The 19848-nt window shown below is 33.3% G+C and carries 34 protein-coding genes; all 34 read left to right on the plus strand.

Features of this window, described 5'->3' with window-relative positions; all coding sequences use genetic code 11:
- Positions 1 to 63: 63 nt before the first annotated feature.
- The 34 genes from fusA (at position 64) to rplQ (ending at position 19643) form a co-directional block, all read left to right on the plus strand.
- Entirely contained in the window at positions 64 to 2130 is a 2067-nt protein-coding gene (gene fusA, locus NG901_RS12150) for an elongation factor G (protein ID WP_252214994.1), read from the plus strand.
- 67 nt (positions 2131 to 2197) lie between these two features.
- The gene (gene tuf / locus NG901_RS12155; protein WP_252214976.1) at positions 2198 to 3391 is read left to right on the plus strand and encodes an elongation factor Tu; all 1194 of its coding nucleotides are present in this window, start codon (positions 2198 to 2200) and stop codon (positions 3389 to 3391) included.
- Positions 3392 to 3867: 476 nt separating this feature from the next.
- Complete coding sequence (gene rpsJ, locus NG901_RS12160; protein WP_002582605.1) at positions 3868 to 4176, plus strand: 30S ribosomal protein S10; 309 nt, start codon at positions 3868 to 3870, stop codon at positions 4174 to 4176.
- Between the two features lie 70 nt (positions 4177 to 4246).
- Positions 4247 to 4876 carry a 50S ribosomal protein L3 gene (gene rplC / locus NG901_RS12165; RefSeq protein ID WP_252214997.1) on the plus strand — a complete coding sequence of 210 codons (630 nt, stop codon included), beginning with the start codon at positions 4247 to 4249 and terminating at the stop codon, positions 4874 to 4876.
- A 25-nt stretch (positions 4877 to 4901) separates the two neighbouring features.
- Positions 4902 to 5522 (plus strand): 50S ribosomal protein L4, encoded by a 621-nt coding sequence (gene rplD, locus NG901_RS12170; RefSeq protein WP_252215000.1) that lies wholly within the window; start codon positions 4902 to 4904, stop codon positions 5520 to 5522.
- Complete coding sequence (gene rplW, locus NG901_RS12175; RefSeq protein ID WP_012423941.1) at positions 5522 to 5818, plus strand: 50S ribosomal protein L23; 297 nt, start codon at positions 5522 to 5524, stop codon at positions 5816 to 5818. Before rplD ends, rplW begins: the two co-directional genes overlap by 1 nt.
- Positions 5819 to 5876: 58 nt before the next feature.
- On the plus strand, positions 5877 to 6710 hold the full coding sequence (rplB, locus tag NG901_RS12180) for a 50S ribosomal protein L2 (protein WP_252215003.1): 834 nt from the start codon (positions 5877 to 5879) through the stop codon (positions 6708 to 6710).
- A gap of 67 nt (positions 6711 to 6777) precedes the next feature.
- A complete protein-coding gene (gene rpsS / locus NG901_RS12185) occupies positions 6778 to 7056 on the plus strand; it encodes a 30S ribosomal protein S19 (protein WP_003373804.1) in 279 nt (92 codons plus the stop codon).
- A gap of 20 nt (positions 7057 to 7076) precedes the next feature.
- Complete coding sequence (rplV, locus tag NG901_RS12190; RefSeq protein WP_252215007.1) at positions 7077 to 7412, plus strand: 50S ribosomal protein L22; 336 nt, start codon at positions 7077 to 7079, stop codon at positions 7410 to 7412.
- A gap of 18 nt (positions 7413 to 7430) precedes the next feature.
- Positions 7431 to 8096: a 30S ribosomal protein S3 gene (rpsC, locus tag NG901_RS12195; RefSeq protein ID WP_252215010.1), complete on the plus strand. Its 666-nt coding sequence runs from the start codon at positions 7431 to 7433 to the stop codon at positions 8094 to 8096.
- Positions 8097 to 8113: 17 nt separating this feature from the next.
- Positions 8114 to 8548 carry a 50S ribosomal protein L16 gene (gene rplP / locus NG901_RS12200; RefSeq protein ID WP_252215013.1) on the plus strand — a complete coding sequence of 145 codons (435 nt, stop codon included), beginning with the start codon at positions 8114 to 8116 and terminating at the stop codon, positions 8546 to 8548.
- Positions 8548 to 8760 (plus strand): 50S ribosomal protein L29, encoded by a 213-nt coding sequence (gene rpmC / locus NG901_RS12205; protein WP_012423239.1) that lies wholly within the window; start codon positions 8548 to 8550, stop codon positions 8758 to 8760. Before rplP ends, rpmC begins: the two co-directional genes overlap by 1 nt.
- 23 nt (positions 8761 to 8783) lie before the next feature.
- Positions 8784 to 9038, plus strand: coding sequence for a 30S ribosomal protein S17 (rpsQ, locus tag NG901_RS12210; protein WP_252215016.1), 255 nt, complete (start codon positions 8784 to 8786; stop codon positions 9036 to 9038).
- A 28-nt stretch (positions 9039 to 9066) separates the two neighbouring features.
- The gene (gene rplN / locus NG901_RS12215) at positions 9067 to 9435 is read left to right on the plus strand and encodes a 50S ribosomal protein L14 (RefSeq protein ID WP_003373072.1); all 369 of its coding nucleotides are present in this window, start codon (positions 9067 to 9069) and stop codon (positions 9433 to 9435) included.
- Positions 9436 to 9450: 15 nt separating this feature from the next.
- Entirely contained in the window at positions 9451 to 9765 is a 315-nt protein-coding gene (gene rplX / locus NG901_RS12220; protein WP_252215018.1) for a 50S ribosomal protein L24, read from the plus strand.
- A 23-nt stretch (positions 9766 to 9788) separates the two neighbouring features.
- Entirely contained in the window at positions 9789 to 10328 is a 540-nt protein-coding gene (gene rplE / locus NG901_RS12225; RefSeq protein ID WP_003374539.1) for a 50S ribosomal protein L5, read from the plus strand.
- Between the two features lie 16 nt (positions 10329 to 10344).
- Complete coding sequence (locus tag NG901_RS12230; protein ID WP_003372253.1) at positions 10345 to 10530, plus strand: type Z 30S ribosomal protein S14; 186 nt, start codon at positions 10345 to 10347, stop codon at positions 10528 to 10530.
- Between the two features lie 32 nt (positions 10531 to 10562).
- Positions 10563 to 10961 (plus strand): 30S ribosomal protein S8, encoded by a 399-nt coding sequence (gene rpsH, locus NG901_RS12235; RefSeq protein ID WP_003372441.1) that lies wholly within the window; start codon positions 10563 to 10565, stop codon positions 10959 to 10961.
- A 72-nt stretch (positions 10962 to 11033) separates the two neighbouring features.
- Entirely contained in the window at positions 11034 to 11576 is a 543-nt protein-coding gene (gene rplF / locus NG901_RS12240; RefSeq protein WP_252215020.1) for a 50S ribosomal protein L6, read from the plus strand.
- A gap of 18 nt (positions 11577 to 11594) precedes the next feature.
- Positions 11595 to 11954: a 50S ribosomal protein L18 gene (gene rplR / locus NG901_RS12245; RefSeq protein ID WP_003369785.1), complete on the plus strand. Its 360-nt coding sequence runs from the start codon at positions 11595 to 11597 to the stop codon at positions 11952 to 11954.
- A gap of 19 nt (positions 11955 to 11973) precedes the next feature.
- Positions 11974 to 12471, plus strand: coding sequence for a 30S ribosomal protein S5 (gene rpsE / locus NG901_RS12250; protein ID WP_003373238.1), 498 nt, complete (start codon positions 11974 to 11976; stop codon positions 12469 to 12471).
- Between the two features lie 11 nt (positions 12472 to 12482).
- Positions 12483 to 12662 (plus strand): 50S ribosomal protein L30, encoded by a 180-nt coding sequence (rpmD, locus tag NG901_RS12255; protein ID WP_003372301.1) that lies wholly within the window; start codon positions 12483 to 12485, stop codon positions 12660 to 12662.
- A gap of 23 nt (positions 12663 to 12685) precedes the next feature.
- The gene (gene rplO / locus NG901_RS12260) at positions 12686 to 13126 is read left to right on the plus strand and encodes a 50S ribosomal protein L15 (protein WP_252215022.1); all 441 of its coding nucleotides are present in this window, start codon (positions 12686 to 12688) and stop codon (positions 13124 to 13126) included.
- A 1-nt stretch (position 13127) separates the two neighbouring features.
- On the plus strand, positions 13128 to 14408 hold the full coding sequence (gene secY, locus NG901_RS12265) for a preprotein translocase subunit SecY (RefSeq protein WP_252215024.1): 1281 nt from the start codon (positions 13128 to 13130) through the stop codon (positions 14406 to 14408).
- 25 nt (positions 14409 to 14433) lie between these two features.
- Positions 14434 to 15081, plus strand: a complete 648-nt coding sequence (locus NG901_RS12270) for an adenylate kinase (RefSeq protein ID WP_252215026.1) — start codon at positions 14434 to 14436, stop codon at positions 15079 to 15081.
- A 3-nt stretch (positions 15082 to 15084) separates the two neighbouring features.
- The gene (gene map / locus NG901_RS12275) at positions 15085 to 15834 is read left to right on the plus strand and encodes a type I methionyl aminopeptidase (protein ID WP_252215028.1); all 750 of its coding nucleotides are present in this window, start codon (positions 15085 to 15087) and stop codon (positions 15832 to 15834) included.
- Positions 15835 to 15922: 88 nt separating this feature from the next.
- Positions 15923 to 16204 carry a KOW domain-containing RNA-binding protein gene (locus tag NG901_RS12280; protein WP_252215031.1) on the plus strand — a complete coding sequence of 94 codons (282 nt, stop codon included), beginning with the start codon at positions 15923 to 15925 and terminating at the stop codon, positions 16202 to 16204.
- Positions 16205 to 16211: 7 nt separating this feature from the next.
- Complete coding sequence (infA, locus tag NG901_RS12285) at positions 16212 to 16430, plus strand: translation initiation factor IF-1 (protein ID WP_002582630.1); 219 nt, start codon at positions 16212 to 16214, stop codon at positions 16428 to 16430.
- 53 nt (positions 16431 to 16483) lie between these two features.
- Complete coding sequence (rpmJ, locus tag NG901_RS12290; RefSeq protein WP_003373491.1) at positions 16484 to 16597, plus strand: 50S ribosomal protein L36; 114 nt, start codon at positions 16484 to 16486, stop codon at positions 16595 to 16597.
- A gap of 205 nt (positions 16598 to 16802) precedes the next feature.
- Positions 16803 to 17171 carry a 30S ribosomal protein S13 gene (rpsM, locus tag NG901_RS12295; protein ID WP_003372942.1) on the plus strand — a complete coding sequence of 123 codons (369 nt, stop codon included), beginning with the start codon at positions 16803 to 16805 and terminating at the stop codon, positions 17169 to 17171.
- 19 nt (positions 17172 to 17190) lie between these two features.
- The gene (gene rpsK / locus NG901_RS12300) at positions 17191 to 17583 is read left to right on the plus strand and encodes a 30S ribosomal protein S11 (protein WP_252215034.1); all 393 of its coding nucleotides are present in this window, start codon (positions 17191 to 17193) and stop codon (positions 17581 to 17583) included.
- Between the two features lie 26 nt (positions 17584 to 17609).
- Positions 17610 to 18230: a 30S ribosomal protein S4 gene (gene rpsD, locus NG901_RS12305; protein ID WP_252215036.1), complete on the plus strand. Its 621-nt coding sequence runs from the start codon at positions 17610 to 17612 to the stop codon at positions 18228 to 18230.
- 111 nt (positions 18231 to 18341) lie between these two features.
- Positions 18342 to 19289, plus strand: a complete 948-nt coding sequence (locus NG901_RS12310; protein ID WP_252215040.1) for a DNA-directed RNA polymerase subunit alpha — start codon at positions 18342 to 18344, stop codon at positions 19287 to 19289.
- 12 nt (positions 19290 to 19301) lie between these two features.
- Positions 19302 to 19643, plus strand: coding sequence for a 50S ribosomal protein L17 (gene rplQ / locus NG901_RS12315; protein ID WP_252215042.1), 342 nt, complete (start codon positions 19302 to 19304; stop codon positions 19641 to 19643).
- The last annotated feature ends 205 nt before the right edge of the window (positions 19644 to 19848 follow it).

The following is a 19848-nucleotide window of genomic DNA, read 5'->3' on the forward strand; positions in this document are numbered from 1 at the left end:
TTTTGGCTTACGCCAAGACAGTTTTGTCAAATTTAAACTTACTATTTGAGAGGAGGACAATTAATGGCTAGAAAATATCCTTTAGATAAATTTCGTAATTTCGGTATAATGGCTCATATTGATGCGGGTAAAACAACAACAACTGAGCGTATATTATTTTATACAGGAATAAATCACAAAATAGGTGAAACTCATGATGGAGCTTCTACAATGGACTGGATGGTTCAAGAACAAGAAAGAGGTATAACAATTACTTCTGCAGCTACAACATGTGCGTGGAAAGAACATGAACTTAATATAATTGATACTCCTGGACACGTAGACTTCACAGTAGAAGTTGAAAGATCGTTAAGAGTACTTGATGGTGCTGTTACAGTTTTAGACGCAAAGAGTGGGGTTGAACCTCAAACTGAAACTGTTTGGAGACAGGCGGATAAATATGGTGTTCCAAGAATGATTTATGTTAATAAGATGGATGCAACAGGTGCAGATTTCTTTAGATGTATAAGCACTGTAAGAGATAGATTAAAAGGAAATGCAGTTCCAATACAAATTCCAATAGGGAACGAAGAAAACTTCCAAGGTATGATTGATCTTATAAGAAACGTTGCTATCATATTCCACGATGATCTTGGAAAAGATATGAGAGAAGAAGCTATACCAGCTGAATATGCTGAAAAAGCTGAAGAATATAGAGCAGCAATGATCGAAGCAATTGCTGAAGCTGATGAAGAATTAATGATGAAATACTTAGATGGAGAAGAAATCACTGAGGAAGAATTAAAAGCTGGCTTAAGAAAAGCTACTATAGCTAATGAAATTTACCCTTGTATATGTGGTTCTTCATATAAGAATAAAGGTGTTCAACAAATGATAGATGGTGTTGTTGATTACTTACCATCACCATTAGATATTCCAGCTGTAAAAGGTACTAACTTAGATGGAGAAGAGGCTGAAAGAAGTGCTTCTGATGGAGAACCATTATCAGCGCTAGCATTCAAAATCGCTACAGATCCATTCGTAGGAAAGTTAGCATATACAAGAATTTATTCTGGTATAATGGAAAGTGGTTCATACGTTCTTAACTCAACTAAGGGTAAGAAAGAAAGAATTGGTAGACTTGTTAAGATGCACTCTAACTCAAGACAAGAAGTTGAATCATTAGAAGCAGGGGAATTAGGAGCAGTAATCGGACTAAAGAACACAAGTACTGGTGACACTTTATGTTCAGAAAAAGAACCTATAATCCTTGAATCAATGGAATTCCCAGAACCAGTTATTTCTGTAGCTATCGAACCAAAAACTAAGGCAGCTCAAGAAAAAATGGGAATGGCTTTAGCTAAATTAGCTGAAGAAGATCCAACTTTCAAGACTTGGACTAATGAAGAAACAGGTCAAACAATTATCGCTGGTATGGGTGAATTACACTTAGATATCATCGTTGATAGACTTAAGAGAGAATTCAAAGTTGAATGTAACGTTGGAGCTCCACAAGTTGCTTATAAAGAAACAATTAGAAAAGCTGTTAAAGCAGAAGCTAAATATGCTAAACAATCAGGTGGTAAAGGTCAATACGGTCATGCTGTAATTGAAATGGAACCAACTGAGGGAGAATACGTATTTGAAAATGCAATTGTTGGAGGAGCTATTCCTAGAGAATATATCCCAGCTGTTGACAATGGTATTCAAGAAGCATCTTTAAATGGTATAATTGCTGGATACAATGTTATTAACTTTAAAGTTAGATTAGTACACGGTTCATACCATGAAGTTGACTCATCAGAAATGGCATTTAAGATTGCAGGATCTATGGCATTTAAAAATGCTATGTCTAAAGCAGATCCAGTACTTCTTGAACCAATGATGAAAGTTGAAATAACAGTTCCTGAAGAATACATGGGAGATGTTATTGGAGACGTTAATTCAAGAAGAGGTAGAATGGAAGGAATGGAAGCTGTTAATGGTGCTCAAGTTATTAGAGCGTTCGTACCATTATCAGAAATGTTCGGATATGCTACATCTTTAAGATCAAGAACTCAAGGTAGAGGGGTTTACTCAATGGTATTCGATCACTACGAAGAAGTTCCAAAGAGTATTCAAGAACAAGTTGCTGGAAACAAATCTAAATAATATAGATTATATTTTGGAATCTAATATAAGATTTTAAATCATTTCATAATAAGGGAGGAATTTTACAATGTCAAAAGAAAAATTTGAGAGAAGTAAACCACACGTAAATATTGGAACAATCGGTCACGTAGACCATGGTAAGACAACATTAACAGCTGCAATCACAACTGTATTAGCAAACAGAGGATTTGCAGAAGCTTTTAACTATGCAGAAATAGATAAAGCTCCAGAAGAAAAAGAAAGAGGAATCACAATCAATACTTCACACGTTGAGTATGAAACAGAAAACAGACATTATGCTCACGTTGACTGTCCAGGACATGCTGACTATGTTAAGAACATGATCACAGGAGCAGCACAAATGGATGGAGCTATCTTAGTTTGTTCAGCAGCAGATGGTCCAATGCCACAAACAAGAGAACATATCCTACTAGCATCGAGAGTTGGAGTTGACTACATTGTAGTATTCTTAAACAAAGCAGATATGGTAGATGACGAAGAATTATTAGAATTAGTTGAAATGGAAGTTAGAGAATTATTAAGCGAATACAACTTCCCAGGAGATGATATTCCAGTAATAAAAGGATCTGCATTAAAAGCATTAGAAAACCCAACAGATGAAGCAGCAATTGCTCCAATCTTAGAATTAATGGAAGCAGTAGATAGCTACATTCCAACACCAGAAAGAGCAACAGATAAACCATTCATCATGCCAGTAGAAGATGTATTCACAATCACTGGTAGAGGAACAGTTGCAACTGGTAGAGTTGAAACTGGAGTACTTCACGTAGGAGACGAAGTTGAAATCGTAGGATTAAGTGAAGAAAAGAAGAAAGTTGTTGTAACTGGAATCGAAATGTTCAGAAAGTTATTAGACGAAGCGCAAGCAGGAGATAATATCGGAGCATTATTAAGAGGTGTTCAAAGAACTGATATCGAAAGAGGTCAAGTTTTAGCATTACCTAATTCAGTACACCCACACACTAAGTTCGTAGGTCAAGTATACGTACTTAAAAAAGAAGAAGGTGGAAGACATACTCCATTCTTTGATGGATATAGACCACAATTCTACTTCAGAACAACAGACGTTACAGGATCAATAAAATTACCAGACGGAATGGAAATGGTAATGCCTGGAGACCACATTGACATGAACGTTGAATTAATCAATCCAGTAGCTATGGATGAAGGATTAAGATTTGCGATCAGAGAAGGCGGAAGAACTGTAGGTTCAGGAGTTGTTACTAAGATTAACGCTTAATTTTAATAATTATTATAAATTCTAATTAGAATAATGAATAAGGTAGAGAAAAGACGTTTTCTCTACCTTATTTTTATATTTAAAGATAAAAAATAAAAAAACTAATATAAGTAATATAATACAGTAAATAAATAAAATAAATATATTGAAATTTATAAGAAATACTATTAGAATAATAAAAGAAACGAAAACGAAAAAAGCAAAAATATTAAATGAGTAAAAACTTGAAGAAAAGTATAAAAAAAACTTGAAAAATATTTTTAATGATAGTATAATGAAGAAGTTGCATAGCATACAGCGATGAATCAAGAGGTTGCCGGACTTCCGGGTAATTCTTGATGAGTAGTTTGGATCTAGAATCCGACGACAGGGATTGTATAATTTTGTGGCGAGTGATGAAACACCCGGTGCAGTTTATAGAATAACCGCTGTTGTGCGTTAGAAGTAAAGCGTACATGAAAAGGAGGGAAACCATAATGTCAAAGCAAAAAATAAGAATCAGATTAAAAGCTTTTGATCATACAATATTAGATCAATCAGCTGAGAAAATTGTAGAAACTGCAAAAACATCAGGAGCTAAAGTAGTAGGACCAGTTCCACTACCAACTGAAAAAGATGTTGTTACAATATTAAGAGCGGTTCACAAATATAAAGATTCAAGAGAACAATTCGAAATAAGAACTCATAAGAGATTAATCGACATAGTTAATCCATCACCTAAGACTGTTGATGCATTAATGAGATTAAATCTTCCAGCAGGTGTGGATATAGAAATTAAATTATAAGCTGGAAAATAAAAAAATGAACTATTATGATTGGAAACAGTCCGCTAATTAGTTTGGGAGGTGTAAATACATGAAAAAAGCTATAATAGGTAAGAAAATAGGGATGACTCAAATCTTCAATGAAGCAGGAAAAGTTATTCCAGTTACAGTAGTAGAAGCTGGTCCATGTGTTGTTGTTCAAAAGAAAACTGTAGAAAAAGACGGTTATGAAGCAATACAAGTTGGTTTTGGTGATATAAGAGAAAAATTAGTTAACAAGCCAGCTAAAGGACATTTTGAAAAAGCAGGAGTTGTTTTAAAGAGAACTTTAAAAGAATTCAGACTTGAAGATGTAAGCCAATATGAAGTTGGTCAAGAAATCAAAGCTGATGTATTTGAAATTGGAGACAAAATTGACGTATCAGGAGTTTCTAAAGGTAAGGGATTCCAAGGTGTTATCAAAAGATGGAACCAACAAAGAGGTCCTATGACTCATGGTTCTAAGTTTAAAAGAGCACCAGGTTCAATGGGAGCTTCATCAGACCCATCTAGAACATTCAAAAATAAGAGAATGCCTGGACATATGGGTTCTGTTAATACAACAGTAATGAACTTAGAAATAGTTAAAGTAATAGCTGAAAAGAACTTATTATTAATAAAGGGTGGAATCCCAGGACCTAACAAAGGTACAGTAGTAATAAGAAACGCAGTTAAAGCTTAATTTCTGAAGGAAAGGAGGAGACATAATGCCTACAGTAGGGTTATTTAATCAAGAAGGAAAACAAGTTGGAGATATCCAATTAAATGCAAACGTATTTGAAGTGGAAGTAAATAAACACGCATTACATCAAGTAGTAGTTGCTTTATTAGCTAATAAGAGACAAGGAACTCAATCAGCTAAGACTAGAACTGAGGTAAGAGGAGGCGGAATCAAGCCTTGGAGACAAAAAGGTACTGGTAGAGCAAGACAAGGTTCTATTAGAGCACCTCAATGGATCAAAGGTGGTATTGTATTCGCACCAAAGCCAAGAGATTACAGAGTTTCAATTCCAAAGAGCATGAGAAGAGTTGCTATGAAGTCAGCATTAACTAGCAAAGTTAACGATGGACAAATGGTAGTTTTAGAATCATTATCTTTTGAAGCTCCAAAGACTAAGCAATTTATAGAAATGTTAAATGCATTCAATGCAAAGAAAACATTAATAATAACTGCTGAATCAAACGAAGCTGTATATAAATCAGCAAGAAATATTCAAGGGGTTAGTGTTATCCCAGTAAACAACATCAACGTATATGATTTATTAAAATTTGAAAAATTAATCATAACTAAAGATGCTGTATCAAAAATTGAGGAGGTGTACGCATAATGAAATTAACAAGCCATGATATAATAAGAAAGCCTGTTATCACTGAAAAGAGTATGGCTGCTATGGCAGAAAAAAAGTACACTTTCATGGTTCACGTAAATGCTAATAAGTCTCAAGTAAAGAGAGCTGTGGAAGAAGTTTTTGATGTTAAAGTTAAAGACGTTAACACTATAAACGGTTTAGGAAAAACTAAAAGAATGGGCGTACATGTAGGAAAGAGATCTGACTACAAGAAAGCTATTGTTACATTAACTGAAGAAAGCAAAGCTATAGAATTCTTCGACGGATTACAATAGTATATTAAGGCCATTATTGGTGAAATGCCAGAAAAGCTGAAAAAAGGAGGGAATTGTAATGGCAGTTAAAAAGTTTAACCCGATTACACCATCAAGAAGACAAATGACTATGCCTACATTTGAAGAAATAACTTCACAACAACCGGAAAAGTCACTTCTTGTATCATTAAAGAGTAAAGCAGGTAGAAATGCTCAAGGTAAGATTACTGTAAGACACCGTGGCGGCGGAGTTAAGAGAAAATACAGAATCATAGACTTTAAAAGAAATAAAGATTCAATTCCAGCAAAGGTTGCAACTATAGAATATGATCCAAATAGATCAGCTTATATTGCACTTGTTGTTTACACAGATGGAGAAAAAAGATACATACTTGCTCCAGCAGGATTAAATGTTGGTGATGTTATAGTATCAGGTCCAGATGCAGATATCAAAGCAGGTAATGCTCTTCCATTAAAGAACATACCAGTTGGTACAGTTATTCATAATATCGAATTACAAAAAGGTAAAGGTGGTCAATTAGTTAGAGCGGCTGGTAATTCAGCACAATTAATGGCTAAAGAAGGAAACTACGCAACTTTAAGATTACCTTCAGGTGAAATGAGATATGTAAGAATAGAATGTAGAGCAACAATCGGAACAGTGTCTAACCCAACAAACGATATAGTTAATATCGGTAAAGCTGGTAGAAAAAGACATATGGGATGGAGACCTACAGTTAGAGGTTCTGTTATGAATCCTAACGATCACCCTCACGGTGGTGGTGAAGGTAAAGCACCAGTTGGTAGACCAAGTCCAGTTACTCCATGGGGTAAACCAGCACTTGGATACAAAACAAGAAAGAATAAGAAATATTCTGATAGATTTATTATCAAGGGTAGAAACGCTAAGTAGTTTGAAGAGAAATTTTTATTCTCTTCTAGCTTATTGTTACTAAGGTTTATGAAGGGAGGCAATATTAGTGAGTAGATCAACAAAAAAAGCACCTTTTGTGCATGAAGGACTTTTAAAGAAGATAGAAGAAATGAATGCAAGTGGAGATAAGAAAGTTGTTAAGACTTGGTCAAGAAGTTCAACAATCTATCCACAAATGATAGGTCATACAATTGCAGTTCATGACGGAAGAAAACATGTTCCAGTTTATTTATCAGAAGATATGGTTGGACACAAGTTAGGCGAGTTCGTATTAACTAGAACTTATAGAGGTCATGTGGCAGATAAAACATCAAAAAGAAAGTAGCCTGGAAAGGAGGAACATAAATGGAAGCTAGAGCTATAGCTAAATATATTAGAATGTCTCCAATGAAAGTTAGAGTAATTCTTGATTTAATAAGAGGAAAACAAGTTAAAGAAGCTTTTGCTATTTTAGAATATACTCCAAGAGAAGCAGCAGTAGTAATTAAAAAAGTTTTAAAATCAGCTGTTGCAAATGCAGAAAATAATTTAGAATTAAATGCTGACAACTTATATGTTTCAGAAGCTTTTGTTGGTGAAGGTCCAATACTTAAGAGATTCAGACCAATGGATCACGGTAAGGCATTCAGAATCAACAAAAGAACTAGTCATGTAACAGTAGTTGTAAAAGAAAGAGCTTAAAGAAGGAGGGAAAGTTAAGTGGGTCAAAAAGTACATCCTCACGGTCTTAGAGTAGGCGTTATCAAGGGATGGGATGCAAAGTGGTATGCTAATAAAAAGGACTTTGCTGACAATCTTATAGAAGATAACCAAATTAGAAAATTTGTTAAAAAAGAACTTTTCTCAGCTGGGATTTCTAAAATAGAAATCGAAAGAGCTGCTAAAAGAGTTAAATTAAATATATATACTGCTAAACCTGGTGTCGTAATAGGAAAAGGTGGATCAGGAATTGAAAGTTTAAAAAAGAAATTAACTAATTATATTAGTGGAAAAAATATACTAATAAATATAGTTGAAGTTAAAAGTGTAGAAGCTGAAGCACAATTAATGGCTGAAAACATAGCTGCACAATTAGAAAAGAGAATTTCATTCAGAAGAGCTATGAAGCAAACAATGCAAAGAGCTATGAGACATGGAATAAAAGGTGTAAAAACTTCTTGTTCAGGTAGATTAGGTGGAGCTGAAATAGCAAGAACTGAACACTATCATGAAGGAACAATCCCACTACAAACATTAAGAGCTGATATCGATTATGGATTTGCTGAAGCAAATACAACATATGGAAAAATCGGAGTTAAAGTTTGGGTTTATAATGGTGAAGTTCTTCCAACAAAGAAAGTAGAAAAGGAAGAAGCTAACGCGTAAGAAAGGAGGAATAGATCATGTTAATGCCTAAAAGAGTAAAGCATCGTAAGGTACAACGTGGTAGAATGAAAGGTAGAGCTACAAGAGGTAACTTCTTAGCTTATGGAGATTTTGGTCTTCAAGCTACAACTTGTGGATGGATAACAAGCAATCAAATCGAAGCTGCCAGAATTGCTATCAACAGATATATAAAAAGAGGAGGAAAACTTTGGATAAAGATTTTCCCAGATAAACCAGTAACAGAAAAACCAGCTGAAACAAGAATGGGATCAGGTAAAGGATCACCAGAATATTGGGTAGCTGTTGTTAAACCTGATAGAGTAGTTTTTGAACTATCTGGAGTTACTGAAGATGTGGCAAGAGAAGCAATGAGACTTGCATCACATAAACTTCCTGTAAAAACTAAGTTTGTTACAAGAAGAGATTTTGAGGAAATGGGTGGTGAAAAATAATGAAGGCTAGAGAATTAAAAGAATTAAGATCAAGCAATCCTCAAGATTTAACATTAAAGTTAGGAGATCTTAAAGCAGAGTTATTCAATTTAAGATTTCAATTAGCTACAGGACAATTAGAAAATCCTATGAGAATTAGAGAAGTAAAGAAATCTATAGCCCAAATAAAGACCATCTTAAGAGAAGACGAAATGAGGGCATTAGAACAGTAAATCTGGAAGGAGGGTAAGCCCGAATGGAAAGAACGTTAAGAAAGAAAAGAACTGGTAGAGTTGTTTCAGATAAAATGGATAAAACAGTAGTAGTAGCTGTCGAAACTAAGGTTAGACATCCACTATACGGAAAAACAGTTAACAAGACTACAAAGTTTAAGGTTCATGATGAAAATAATGAAGCTAAAATTAATGATAGAGTATTAATAATGGAAACTAGACCTTTATCTAAAGATAAAAGATGGAGACTTGTTGAAATAGTAGAAAAAGCTAAATAGGCTTTAATACTGAAAGGAGGGTAATTGTATGATACAACCACAAACTTTACTTAAAGTTGCAGATAATTCAGGTGCAAAAGAAATTATGTGCATAAGAGTACTAGGTGGATCAAAAAGAAAATTTGGTAATATAAGTGACGTTATTGTAGCTAGCGTTAAAAGTGCAACACCAGGCGGAGTTGTTAAAAAAGGCGAGGTTGTTAAGGCTGTTATAGTTAGATCAGCAAAAGGATTAAGAAGAGCGGACGGTTCATATATTAAATTTGATGAAAATGCTGCAGTTATCATTAAAGACGATAAACAACCAAGAGGTACTCGTATCTTTGGACCTGTTGCTAGGGAGCTAAGAGATAAAGAATTTAACAAGATTCTATCATTAGCACCAGAAGTTCTATAAGAGGAGGTGTCTTACTTGAAGGTACATGTAAGAAAAAGCGATACAGTTGTAGTTATATCTGGTAAAGATAAAGGAAAAACTGGTGAAGTTTTAAAAGTATATCCAAAGACAGGAAAAGTTCTTGTTCAAGGAGTTAACATAGTTAAAAAGCATCAAAAAGCTAATAAGAGCCAAGTTGAAAGTGCTATAATCGAAAGAGAAGCAGCTATTAACAGTTCTAAGGTTATGTTATATTGTAACAAATGTAAAAATGCTACAAGAATAGCTAACAAAATATTAGATGATGGTACTAAAGTTAGAGTATGTAAGAAATGTTCAGAAACATTCTAAATTCTGAAAGGAGGTAACTATAAATGACAAGACTTCAAGAAAAATATTCAAAAGAAGTAATCCCAGCGATGATTGAAAAGTTCGGATATAAGAACGTTATGGAAATTCCAAAGCTAGAAAAGATCGTAATTAACATGGGTGTTGGAGAAGCTAAGGAAAATCAAAAAGTTTTAGAATCAGCAGTTAGTGATTTAAGTTTAATAGCTGGTCAAAAGCCAATATTAACAAGAGCTAAAAAATCAGTTGCTAACTTTAAAATAAGAGAAAATATGGCTTTAGGATGTAAAGTTACATTAAGAAAAGCAAAGATGTATGAATTTGCTGATAAATTAATGAGTATAGCATTACCTAGAGTAAGAGATTTCAGAGGAGTTTCAGCTAAAGCATTTGATGGTAGAGGAAACTATTCTTTAGGAATAAAAGAACAATTAATATTCCCAGAAATAGAATATGATAAGATTGATAAAGTTAGAGGGATGGATATAATCTTCGTTACAACAGCAAATACAGACGAAGAAGCAAGAGAATTACTTAGATTTCTTGGAATGCCATTCGCTCAATAATAAGGAGGGAAACATATTGGCACGTAAAGCTATTATTGAAAAGTGGAGTAAAACTCCTAAATACAAAACTAGAGCTTATACAAGATGTAGAATATGTGGAAGACCACATGCTGTATTAAGAAAATACGGAGTATGTCGTATTTGTTTTAGAGAACTTGCTTATAAAGGCGAAATTCCTGGTTGCAGAAAAGCAAGCTGGTAATAGACATGATGTAATGAAAGGAGGCACAAAAAATGGTTATGACAGATCCAATAGCAGATCTACTTACACGTGTAAGAAATGCTAATGCTGTAAAACACGAAGTTGTAGAAGTACCTTCTTCAAATGTAAAGAAGGCAATTACAAATATATTATTACAAGAGGGTTATATTAAGAATATTGAAGAATATAACGACGGAGTAGTACCAATGTTAAGAATTAGTCTTAAATATGGTGCGAATAATGAAAGAGTTATAACTGGTATTAAGAGAATTTCTAAACCAGGATTAAGAGTATATTGTAAAAAAGATGAAGTACCAAAGGTTCTTAATGGATTAGGAGTTGCAGTAATTTCAACTTCTAAAGGACTAGTGGTTGATAGAGAAGCTAGAAAAGATGGTTTAGGTGGAGAAGTTCTTTGCTACGTTTGGTAGTATTTAAATTTTGAAAATAAACACGAGATAGTTTCACATATAGAATTTAGAAATAATACAGGAGGTGTACTTATGTCAAGAGTTGGTAGATTACCAATAGCTGTTCCTGCTGGCATAACTGTAACTGTAACACCAGACAACGTTGTTACAGTTAAAGGTCCAAAAGGTGAATTAGTTAAAACTATGCATAAAGACATAAATATAGCAGTTGAAAACAATGAAGTAATTGTTACTAGACCAAGTGATCAAAAAGTTCATAGAGCTCTTCATGGTTTAACAAGAGCGTTAATTAATAACATGGTAATCGGAGTTAATGAAGGTTACCAAAAGACTTTAGAATTAGTTGGTGTTGGTTATAGAGCTCAATTACAAGGCAAGAAACTTGTAATGAACCTTGGATATTCACATCCAGTTGAAATCGAACCTATTGATGGAATCACATTTGAAACTCCTGCTGCAACTAAAGTAATTGTTAAAGGTATCGACAAAGAAAAAGTTGGTGCTGCTGCAGCTGATATAAGAAAATGGAGATTACCAGAACCATATAAGGGTAAGGGTATCAAGTTCGAAAACGAAGTGATCAGACGTAAAGAAGGTAAGACTGGTAAGAAATAATAGGAAGGAGTGAGCTGTATGTTCAAAAAGGTAGACAAAAAAGCAAGCAGAACTAAGCGTCACCTTAGAGTTCGTAAGAAAGTTTTTGGTACTCCTGACAGACCAAGACTTTCAGTTTTCAGAAGTGAAAAGAATATATACGCACAAATTATAGATGACGTAAATGCTGTTACAATAGTAGCTGCTTCAAGTTTAGATAAAGAATTTTCAACTAATGGTGGAAATAAAGAAGGTGCTAAACTTGTAGGTGCAGCTGTAGCTAAGAAAGCTATAGAAAAAGGAATTACTGAAGTAGTATTCGACAGAGGTGGATATGTATACCACGGAAGAGTTCAAGAATTAGCAGAAGGCGCTAGAGAAGCAGGCTTAAAATTCTAATATACAAGGAGGGAAATACATGAGAATCGATCCTAGTACACTAGACCTTAAAGAAAAGGTTGTTGATATAAACAGAGTTACTAAGGTTGTTAAAGGTGGTAGAAACTTCAGATTCAGCGCTCTAGTTGTTGTTGGAGACGAAAACGGACACGTTGGCGTTGGAATGGGTAAATCTATCGAAATTCCTGAAGCAATCAAAAAAGGAATAGAAGATGCTAAGAAAAACTTAGTAGAAGTTGCAATGTTAGGAACTACTGTTCCTCATCAAATCAACGGAAAATTTGGAACAGGTAATGTTCTAATAATGCCAGCTAAACAAGGTACAGGAGTTATTGCTGGAGGTCCAGCAAGATCTGTATTAGAATTAGCAGGTTTAAAAGATGTAAGAGCTAAATCATTAGGTTCAAATAATCCTAAAAACATGGTTAAAGCTACAATAAACGGATTAGCAAGCTTAAGAACAGCTGAAGATATAGCTAAATTAAGAGGAAAATCTGTAGAAGAAATATTAGGTTAGGAGGTATTGCAATGGCTAAACTAAAAATTACTTTAGTAAAGAGTTTAATAGGTAGAAAAAAAGAACATATCGCTACTGCAAATGCTCTTGGTCTTAGAAAGATTCGTGCTACAGTAGAACATGAGGGAACACCTCAAATTAAAGGTATGTTAAAGAAAATTGATTACCTATTAAAGGTAGAAGAAATATAAGAAAATAAGGAGGTGTGCTTAAGATGAAACTTCATGAATTACAACCAGCAGCTGGAAGTAAGAAGGCTCCAAAAAGAGTTGGTAGAGGTACAGGTTCTGGTTTAGGAAGAAATGCTGGTAAAGGTGAAAAGGGTCAAAATGCAAGATCAGGCGGTGGAGTAAGACCGGGTTTTGAAGGAGGTCAAATGCCTTTATATAGAAGACTTCCAAAGAGAGGTTTTACAAATATATTTGCTAAAAAATACGTTAGTATTAATGTTGATAGATTAAATATATTTGAAAATGGTACTGAGATAACTCCAGAAGTATTACTTGAAAGAAGAGTTGTAAGTAAGGTATTAGACGGAGTAAAAATACTTGGTAACGGAAATTTAGAAAAATCTTTAACAGTAAAAGGATGTAAGTTCTCAAAGTCTGCAATAGAAAAGATCGAAGCAGCTGGAGGAAAAGTTGAGGTGATTTAAAGTGCTTCAAACTTTACGTAACGCATTTAAGGTTTCTGAACTAAGGAAGAAATTTTTTTGGATAATCTTATTGGTTGCAGTTTTCAGGATGGGAAGTCATATTCCTGTTCCTGGAATCAATGCTGATTATCTAAAAAGCATATCCCAATCAGGCGGTTTATTAAGCTTTTATGATTTATTATCAGGAGGAGCTTTTAGTAGATTCAGTATATTTGCATTAGGCGTTATGCCTTATATTAATGCATCAATCATAATGCAATTATTAACTGTTGCCATCCCTCAATTAGAACAACTTTCTAAAGAGGGTGAAGATGGAAGAAAGAAAATTCAGAATGCTACTCGTTATGTATCACTTGGAATATCATTTATTCTAGCTTTTGGAATATATGCAACTATTTCTAATAGTGGAGCTACAGCAGGAATAAAGACTAGTGAAATGTTAGTTATAATATTTGCATTAGTTGTAGGATCAACTTTCTGTATGTGGTTAGGTGATCAATTAACTGTTAATGGAATTGGAAATGGAACTTCAATATTAATTTTTGTTAATATAGTTTCAAGAATTCCAATGACTATGGGTTCAATTGCTGCTTCTAAACAAGCAGGAAATGTGAGCATAATAGAGATCGCATTATTTGCAGCATTCTTTGTTGCATTGTTAGCTATTGTACTTTATTTCTCATTAGCTGAGAGAAGAATACCAGTTCAATATGCTGGTAAAGCTGTTGGCGGAAGTAAAATGATGAGAAATCAAACAAGTCACATACCATTAAGTATTATAGGGTCAGCAGTTATTGCAATAATATTTGCAATGTCTGTTATGGATTTCCCTAGAACAATAGCTACTTTTGTTCCGAATAAAAGTTGGGCAATGTGGATTTTAACTAATAAAACATGTGTTTTTAATTCTGAAAGTTGGATGTATGTAGTGTTATACGCTATACTTACATTATTCTTCACATGGTTCTATACACAAATAACGTTTAAGCCAGATGAAATGGCTGAAAACTTGCATAAATCTACAGGATTTATACCAGGTGTAAGACCAGGAGAAGCTACAACAAGATATTTTGAAAGAATTCTTAATAGAGTTTCAGTAATAGGTGGAACATTAGCAGCTATTTTAGCAGTAACACCAACTATAGTTCAAAATTATACAGAATTTAAAAATATATCTTTCTCAGGAACGGCACTTTTAATCATTATAGGTGTAGCATTAGATTTCAACAGACAAGTTGAATCACAAATGACAATGCGTCACTATAAAGGATTTCTAAAATAGATTAAGTAAAATGGAGATGAAGCCCGTGAAGATAGTATTACTAGGTCCTCCAGGAGCAGGAAAAGGAACACAGGCAAAATCAATTAGCAATAGATATTCAATACCCCATATTTCTACTGGAGACATTTTTAGAAAAAATATTTCTGAAAATACTCCACTTGGTATGGAAGCAAAAAGCTATATGGATAAAGGTTTATTGGTTCCAGACGAAGTAACAATTAATATGGTTAAGGATAGATTACAACAAGAAGATTGTTTATCAGGATATCTATTAGATGGTTTCCCAAGAACTGTAGCACAAGCTGAAGCTCTTAATGAGTTCCTTGAAAATAGAAACGAACAATTAGATACAGCATTATTAATTGATGTACCTAGTGAGTTTATATTAGAAAGAATGACAGGCAGAAGAGTTTGTACATCATGTGGAGGAAGTTTTCATATTAAATTTAACCCACCAAAAATTGATGGAAAATGTAACTTGTGTGGAAGTGATATCGTACAAAGAAAAGACGATACAGTTGAAACTGTAAAGGAAAGAATCGATGTATATGATAAACAAACACAACCACTAATTGAATTTTACAAGAGTAAAAATTTACTTTCAATGGTAGATGGTACAAAAGCTATTGATCAAGTATTTGAAGATATTTGCAAATTATTAGGAGAGCAATAAAACATGATTATTATCAAAAATGATGATGAAATTGCTTTAATGAGAAAAGCAGGTAGAATAGTAGCTGAAACATTATTACTATTGGAAGAAAAAATAAAGCCTGGTATAACTACTGCAGAATTAGACAGGGTAGCAGAAGAATTTATAACTAAGCATGGAGCGAAACCTTCCTTTAAAGGATTATACGGTTTTCCTTCGTCACTATGTATTTCTGTGAATGAGCAAGTAGTTCATGGAATACCAGGAAATTATAAAATAAAAGATGGTGACATAGTTAGTATTGACTGTGGAGCTTTCATTGATGGTTTCCATGGAGATGCAGCAAGGACCTTTCCAATTGGAGAAGTTACAAATGATGCTAAGAGATTAATAGATGTAACAAAAGAAAGTTTCTTTCGAGGTATAAAATATGCCAAAGAAGGAAATAGATTAGGTAATATATCACACGAAATACAAAACTACATTGAGGCAGCAGGTTTCTCAGTAGTAAGAGACTTCGTAGGTCATGGGATTGGAAGGAAACTTCATGAAGATCCCGAAGTGCCTAACTTTGGAAGAGAAGGCAAAGGAACTAAATTACTTAATGGAATGGTATTAGCCATAGAACCTATGGTTAATATGGGAAACTGTAAAGTTAAAACTTTAAGTAATGGATGGACAGTTGTAACGGCAGATGCTACTTTATCTGCACATTATGAAAATACGGTTGCAATTTTGCCAGATGGACCAGAGATATTAACACTTATTAAGTAGAAACAGAGTGTTGCTTAGTTATAAATTTGCATGATACCATTTAGTTAAGTGCTAATTTATTACTAAGGTAATCATCGAGGTGAAAATTTTGCAAAGCAATGACTTGATTGGGAAAATAGTACTTTCAAAAGCAGGAAGAGATATAGAACATTTATATGTTATTGTTAGGCAACTAGATGACAAGTATGTTTTGTTATCTAATGGAAATACAAAAACAGTAAATAAGCCTAAGAAGAAAAAACTTAAGCATTTAAATATATTAGAAAAAGTAGATGAACAACTTAAATCATCTATACAAGTATGCGATAAAAGTACTGATTTAAAAATTAAGAGATTTCTAAAACTTAGAAGCATTGTTAAGGAGGGTTGATTACCTTATGTCAAAAGATGATGTTATAGAAATGCAAGGTACAGTACTAGAATCTTTACCAAATGCCATGTTCCAAGTTGAACTTGAAAGTGGCCATAAAATTCTAGCACATATATCAGGAAAATTAAGAATGAACTTCATTAGAATTCTACCAGGCGATAAGGTTACAGTGGAGCTTTCTCCATATGACTTAACTAGAGGAAGAATTACATGGAGAGCAAAATAAGATAGAGATAATTAACTTTATATCTATCATCAGAAATATGAGGAGGGTTAGCTATGAAAGTAAGACCATCAGTTAAGCCTATTTGCGAAAAGTGCAAAGTAATAAAAAGAAAAGGAAGAGTAATGGTTATCTGTGAAAATCCTAAGCACAAGCAAAAACAAGGTTAATGATCAATTTTACAATAAACTTACATTATAAGGTTAAATAATATTGACATTTTCTTAAAAGTCAAATATGATTATATAGTCGTTTAATTAATTGCAATAGATTTTTAGGAGCGGCTGCAATAGAGAAGTCTATTGGCCTAAAATTTTTATATAATTTTTAAATCAAACTTTTATGCATTTCAATTATCAGGAGGTGTAATTTTTAATGGCAAGAATAGCAGGTGTTGACCTACCAAGAGAAAAAAGAGTTGAAATTGCTTTAACTTATATCTATGGGATAGGTTTATCAACTTCACAAAAAATCTTATCTACAACAGGAATTAGTCCTGATGCTAGAGTAAAAGATTTATCAGAAGACGAAGTAAATGAAATCAGAACTTATATAAATAAGAACTTAATGGTTGAAGGTGACTTAAGAAGAGATGTTGCTTTAAACATTAAGAGATTAGTTGAAATAGGATCATACAGAGGAATAAGACACAGAAGAGGTCTTCCAGTTAGAGGTCAAAAGACTAAAACTAACGCTAGAACTAGAAAAGGTCCTAAAAAAACAATGGCTAATAAAAAGAAATAGTAAGGAGGGAAAATAACTAATGGCTCAAAAAGTTAAGAAAACTAGAAGAAGAAAAGAAAGAAAAAATGTTGAGCATGGCGCAGCGCACATAAAGTCAACTTTCAATAATTCAATAGTTACTTTAACAGATGCAGCAGGTAATGCTTTATCATGGTCAAGTGCAGGTGCACTTGGATTCAGAGGATCAAGAAAAAGCACTCCATTTGCAGCTCAAATGGCAGCTGAAACAGCAGCTAAATCAGCTATGGAACATGGATTAAAAAGTATAGAAGTTTATGTAAAAGGTCCAGGTTCAGGTAGAGAAGCAGCTATAAGATCTTTACAAGCAGCTGGGTTAGAAGTAACTTTAATAAAAGATGTTACTCCAATTCCACACAATGGTTGTAGACCACCAAAGAGAAGAAGAGTTTAATTTAACGTAATAGGAGGTGTAATTTAATGGCAAGATATACTGGAGCTACATGCAGATTATGTAGAAGAGAAGGTATGAAATTATTCCTTAAAGGGGATAGATGTTTCACAGATAAATGTGCTTTTGTTAGAAGAAGCTACGCACCAGGACAACATGGAGCAAGCAAGAAGAAAATGTCAAACTATGGCATTCAATTAAGAGAAAAACAAAAGGCAAGAAGAATATACGGCATTTTAGAAGGCCAATTCAGAACATATTATGAAAAGGCTGAACACATGAAGGGTATAACAGGTGAAAACCTACTTAGATTACTAGAAATGAGATTGGATAACGTAGTTTACAGACTAGGTTATGGTGCATCAAGAAATGAAGCTAGACAATTAGTTACTCATGGACATTTCTTAGTAAATGGTAAAAAGGTTGACATTTGTTCATATCATGTTTCAGTTAATGATGTAATTACTGTATGCGAAAAAAGCAGATCAAGTGAAAAGTTTAAGACTTTCGTAGAAAATCCAAAAACTTTACCAAAATGGTTAGAAGCTAATGTTGATAACTATGAAGGAAAAGTTGTTACAGAGCCATCAAGAGAAGATATAGATGTGCCTGTTAACGAAACACTTATTGTTGAGTTATATAGTAAATAATATATTGAATAAAGTTATATTTGTTAGGCAAATCTATCAAATGATATGCAAATATAGAATCAGTTGCCCTCAAAATAAGGTTGCCATTTATAATATAAGGAGGGTTCGTGGATGTTAGAAATCGAAAAGCCAATAATAGAATGTATCGAAGCTAGTGAAGACGGAACTTATGGAAAATACGTTGTTGAACCACTTGAAAGAGGATATGGTATTACATTAGGAAATGCCCTAAGAAGAATATTATTATCATCTCTTCCAGGAGTAGCAACTAGTTCTGTTAAGATCGATGGAGTTCTTCATGAGTTTTCTACTGTTCAAGGAGTTAAAGAAGATGTTACAGAATTAATTCTTAATATTAAATCTTTAGCTTTAAGAATGAATGGTGAAGGCCCTAAAGTTATCTATATTGATGCTAAAGGACCAGGAGAAGTTACTGGAGCAGATATAAAGACTGACGGAGATGTCGAAGTTGTTAATAAGGATTTACATATAGCAACTTTAGATGATAATGGAAGACTTTATATGGAGTTAACAGTTAATAGAGGAAGAGGATATGTTACTCAAAATAAAAATAAGAGTGATGAATTACCGATTTCAGCAATAGCTGTTGATTCGATTTATACACCAGTAAAGAAAGTTAATTTTACAGTTGACAATACGAGAGTAGGTCAAATTACTGATTATGATAAATTAACTTTAGAAATATGGACTAATGGTACTATAAAGATTGATGAAGCTATAAGTTTATCAGCTAAAATCCTTATAGAACATTTTAAATTATTCATGTCATTAACTAATAATACTAATGATGTTGAAATAATGATAGAAAAAGAAGAAGATAAAAAAGAAAAAGTACTAGAAATGACTGTAGAAGAACTTGATTTATCAGTTAGATCATATAACTGTTTAAAGAGAGCTGGAATTAACACAGTACAAGAACTTGCTACTAAATCAATGGATGATATGATGAAAGTCAGAAATCTAGGAAAGAAATCTTTAGAAGAAGTTGAGAGAAAACTTAAAGAGTTAGGTTTATGCTTAAAACTAAACGATGAGTAAGGAGGTAAATCCATGGCAGGTTATCGTAAGTTAGGTCTACCTACAGACCAAAGAAGAGCTATGCTAAGAAATCTTGTTACAAGTTTATTAAAACACGGCAAAATCGAAACAACTGTAACAAGAGCTAAGGAAACTAGATCTCTTGCAGAAAAAATGATTACTCTTGGAAAAAGAGGAGATCTTCATGCTAGAAGACAGGCATTAGCTTTTATACAAGAAGAATTAGTTGTTAAAAATTTATTTGATAACGTAGCTCCTAAATACGCTGAAAGAAATGGCGGATATACAAGAATGTATAAAAAAGGTCCTAGAAGAGGAGACGGAGCTGAAGTAGTAATACTTGAATTAGTATAACTAATAAGGGGATTAAGTTTAAACTTAGTCCCCATTTTAACATATAAAAATATAAAACTAATATATTATAGAGTACTTTTTGTAAAATCATAGAAAAAATTTCATATTTTTTTATTGAACTTACAATATTTTATTATATAATTAACTTAGCTAATTTTATGTATATACATCAAGGTGTAATATTATGTAAAGTTTTGATTATATT

The organism is Clostridium sp. CMCC3677, assembly GCF_023845585.1.
GTDB classification, from domain to species: Bacteria; Bacillota; Clostridia; order Clostridiales; family Clostridiaceae; genus Clostridium; species Clostridium aquiflavi.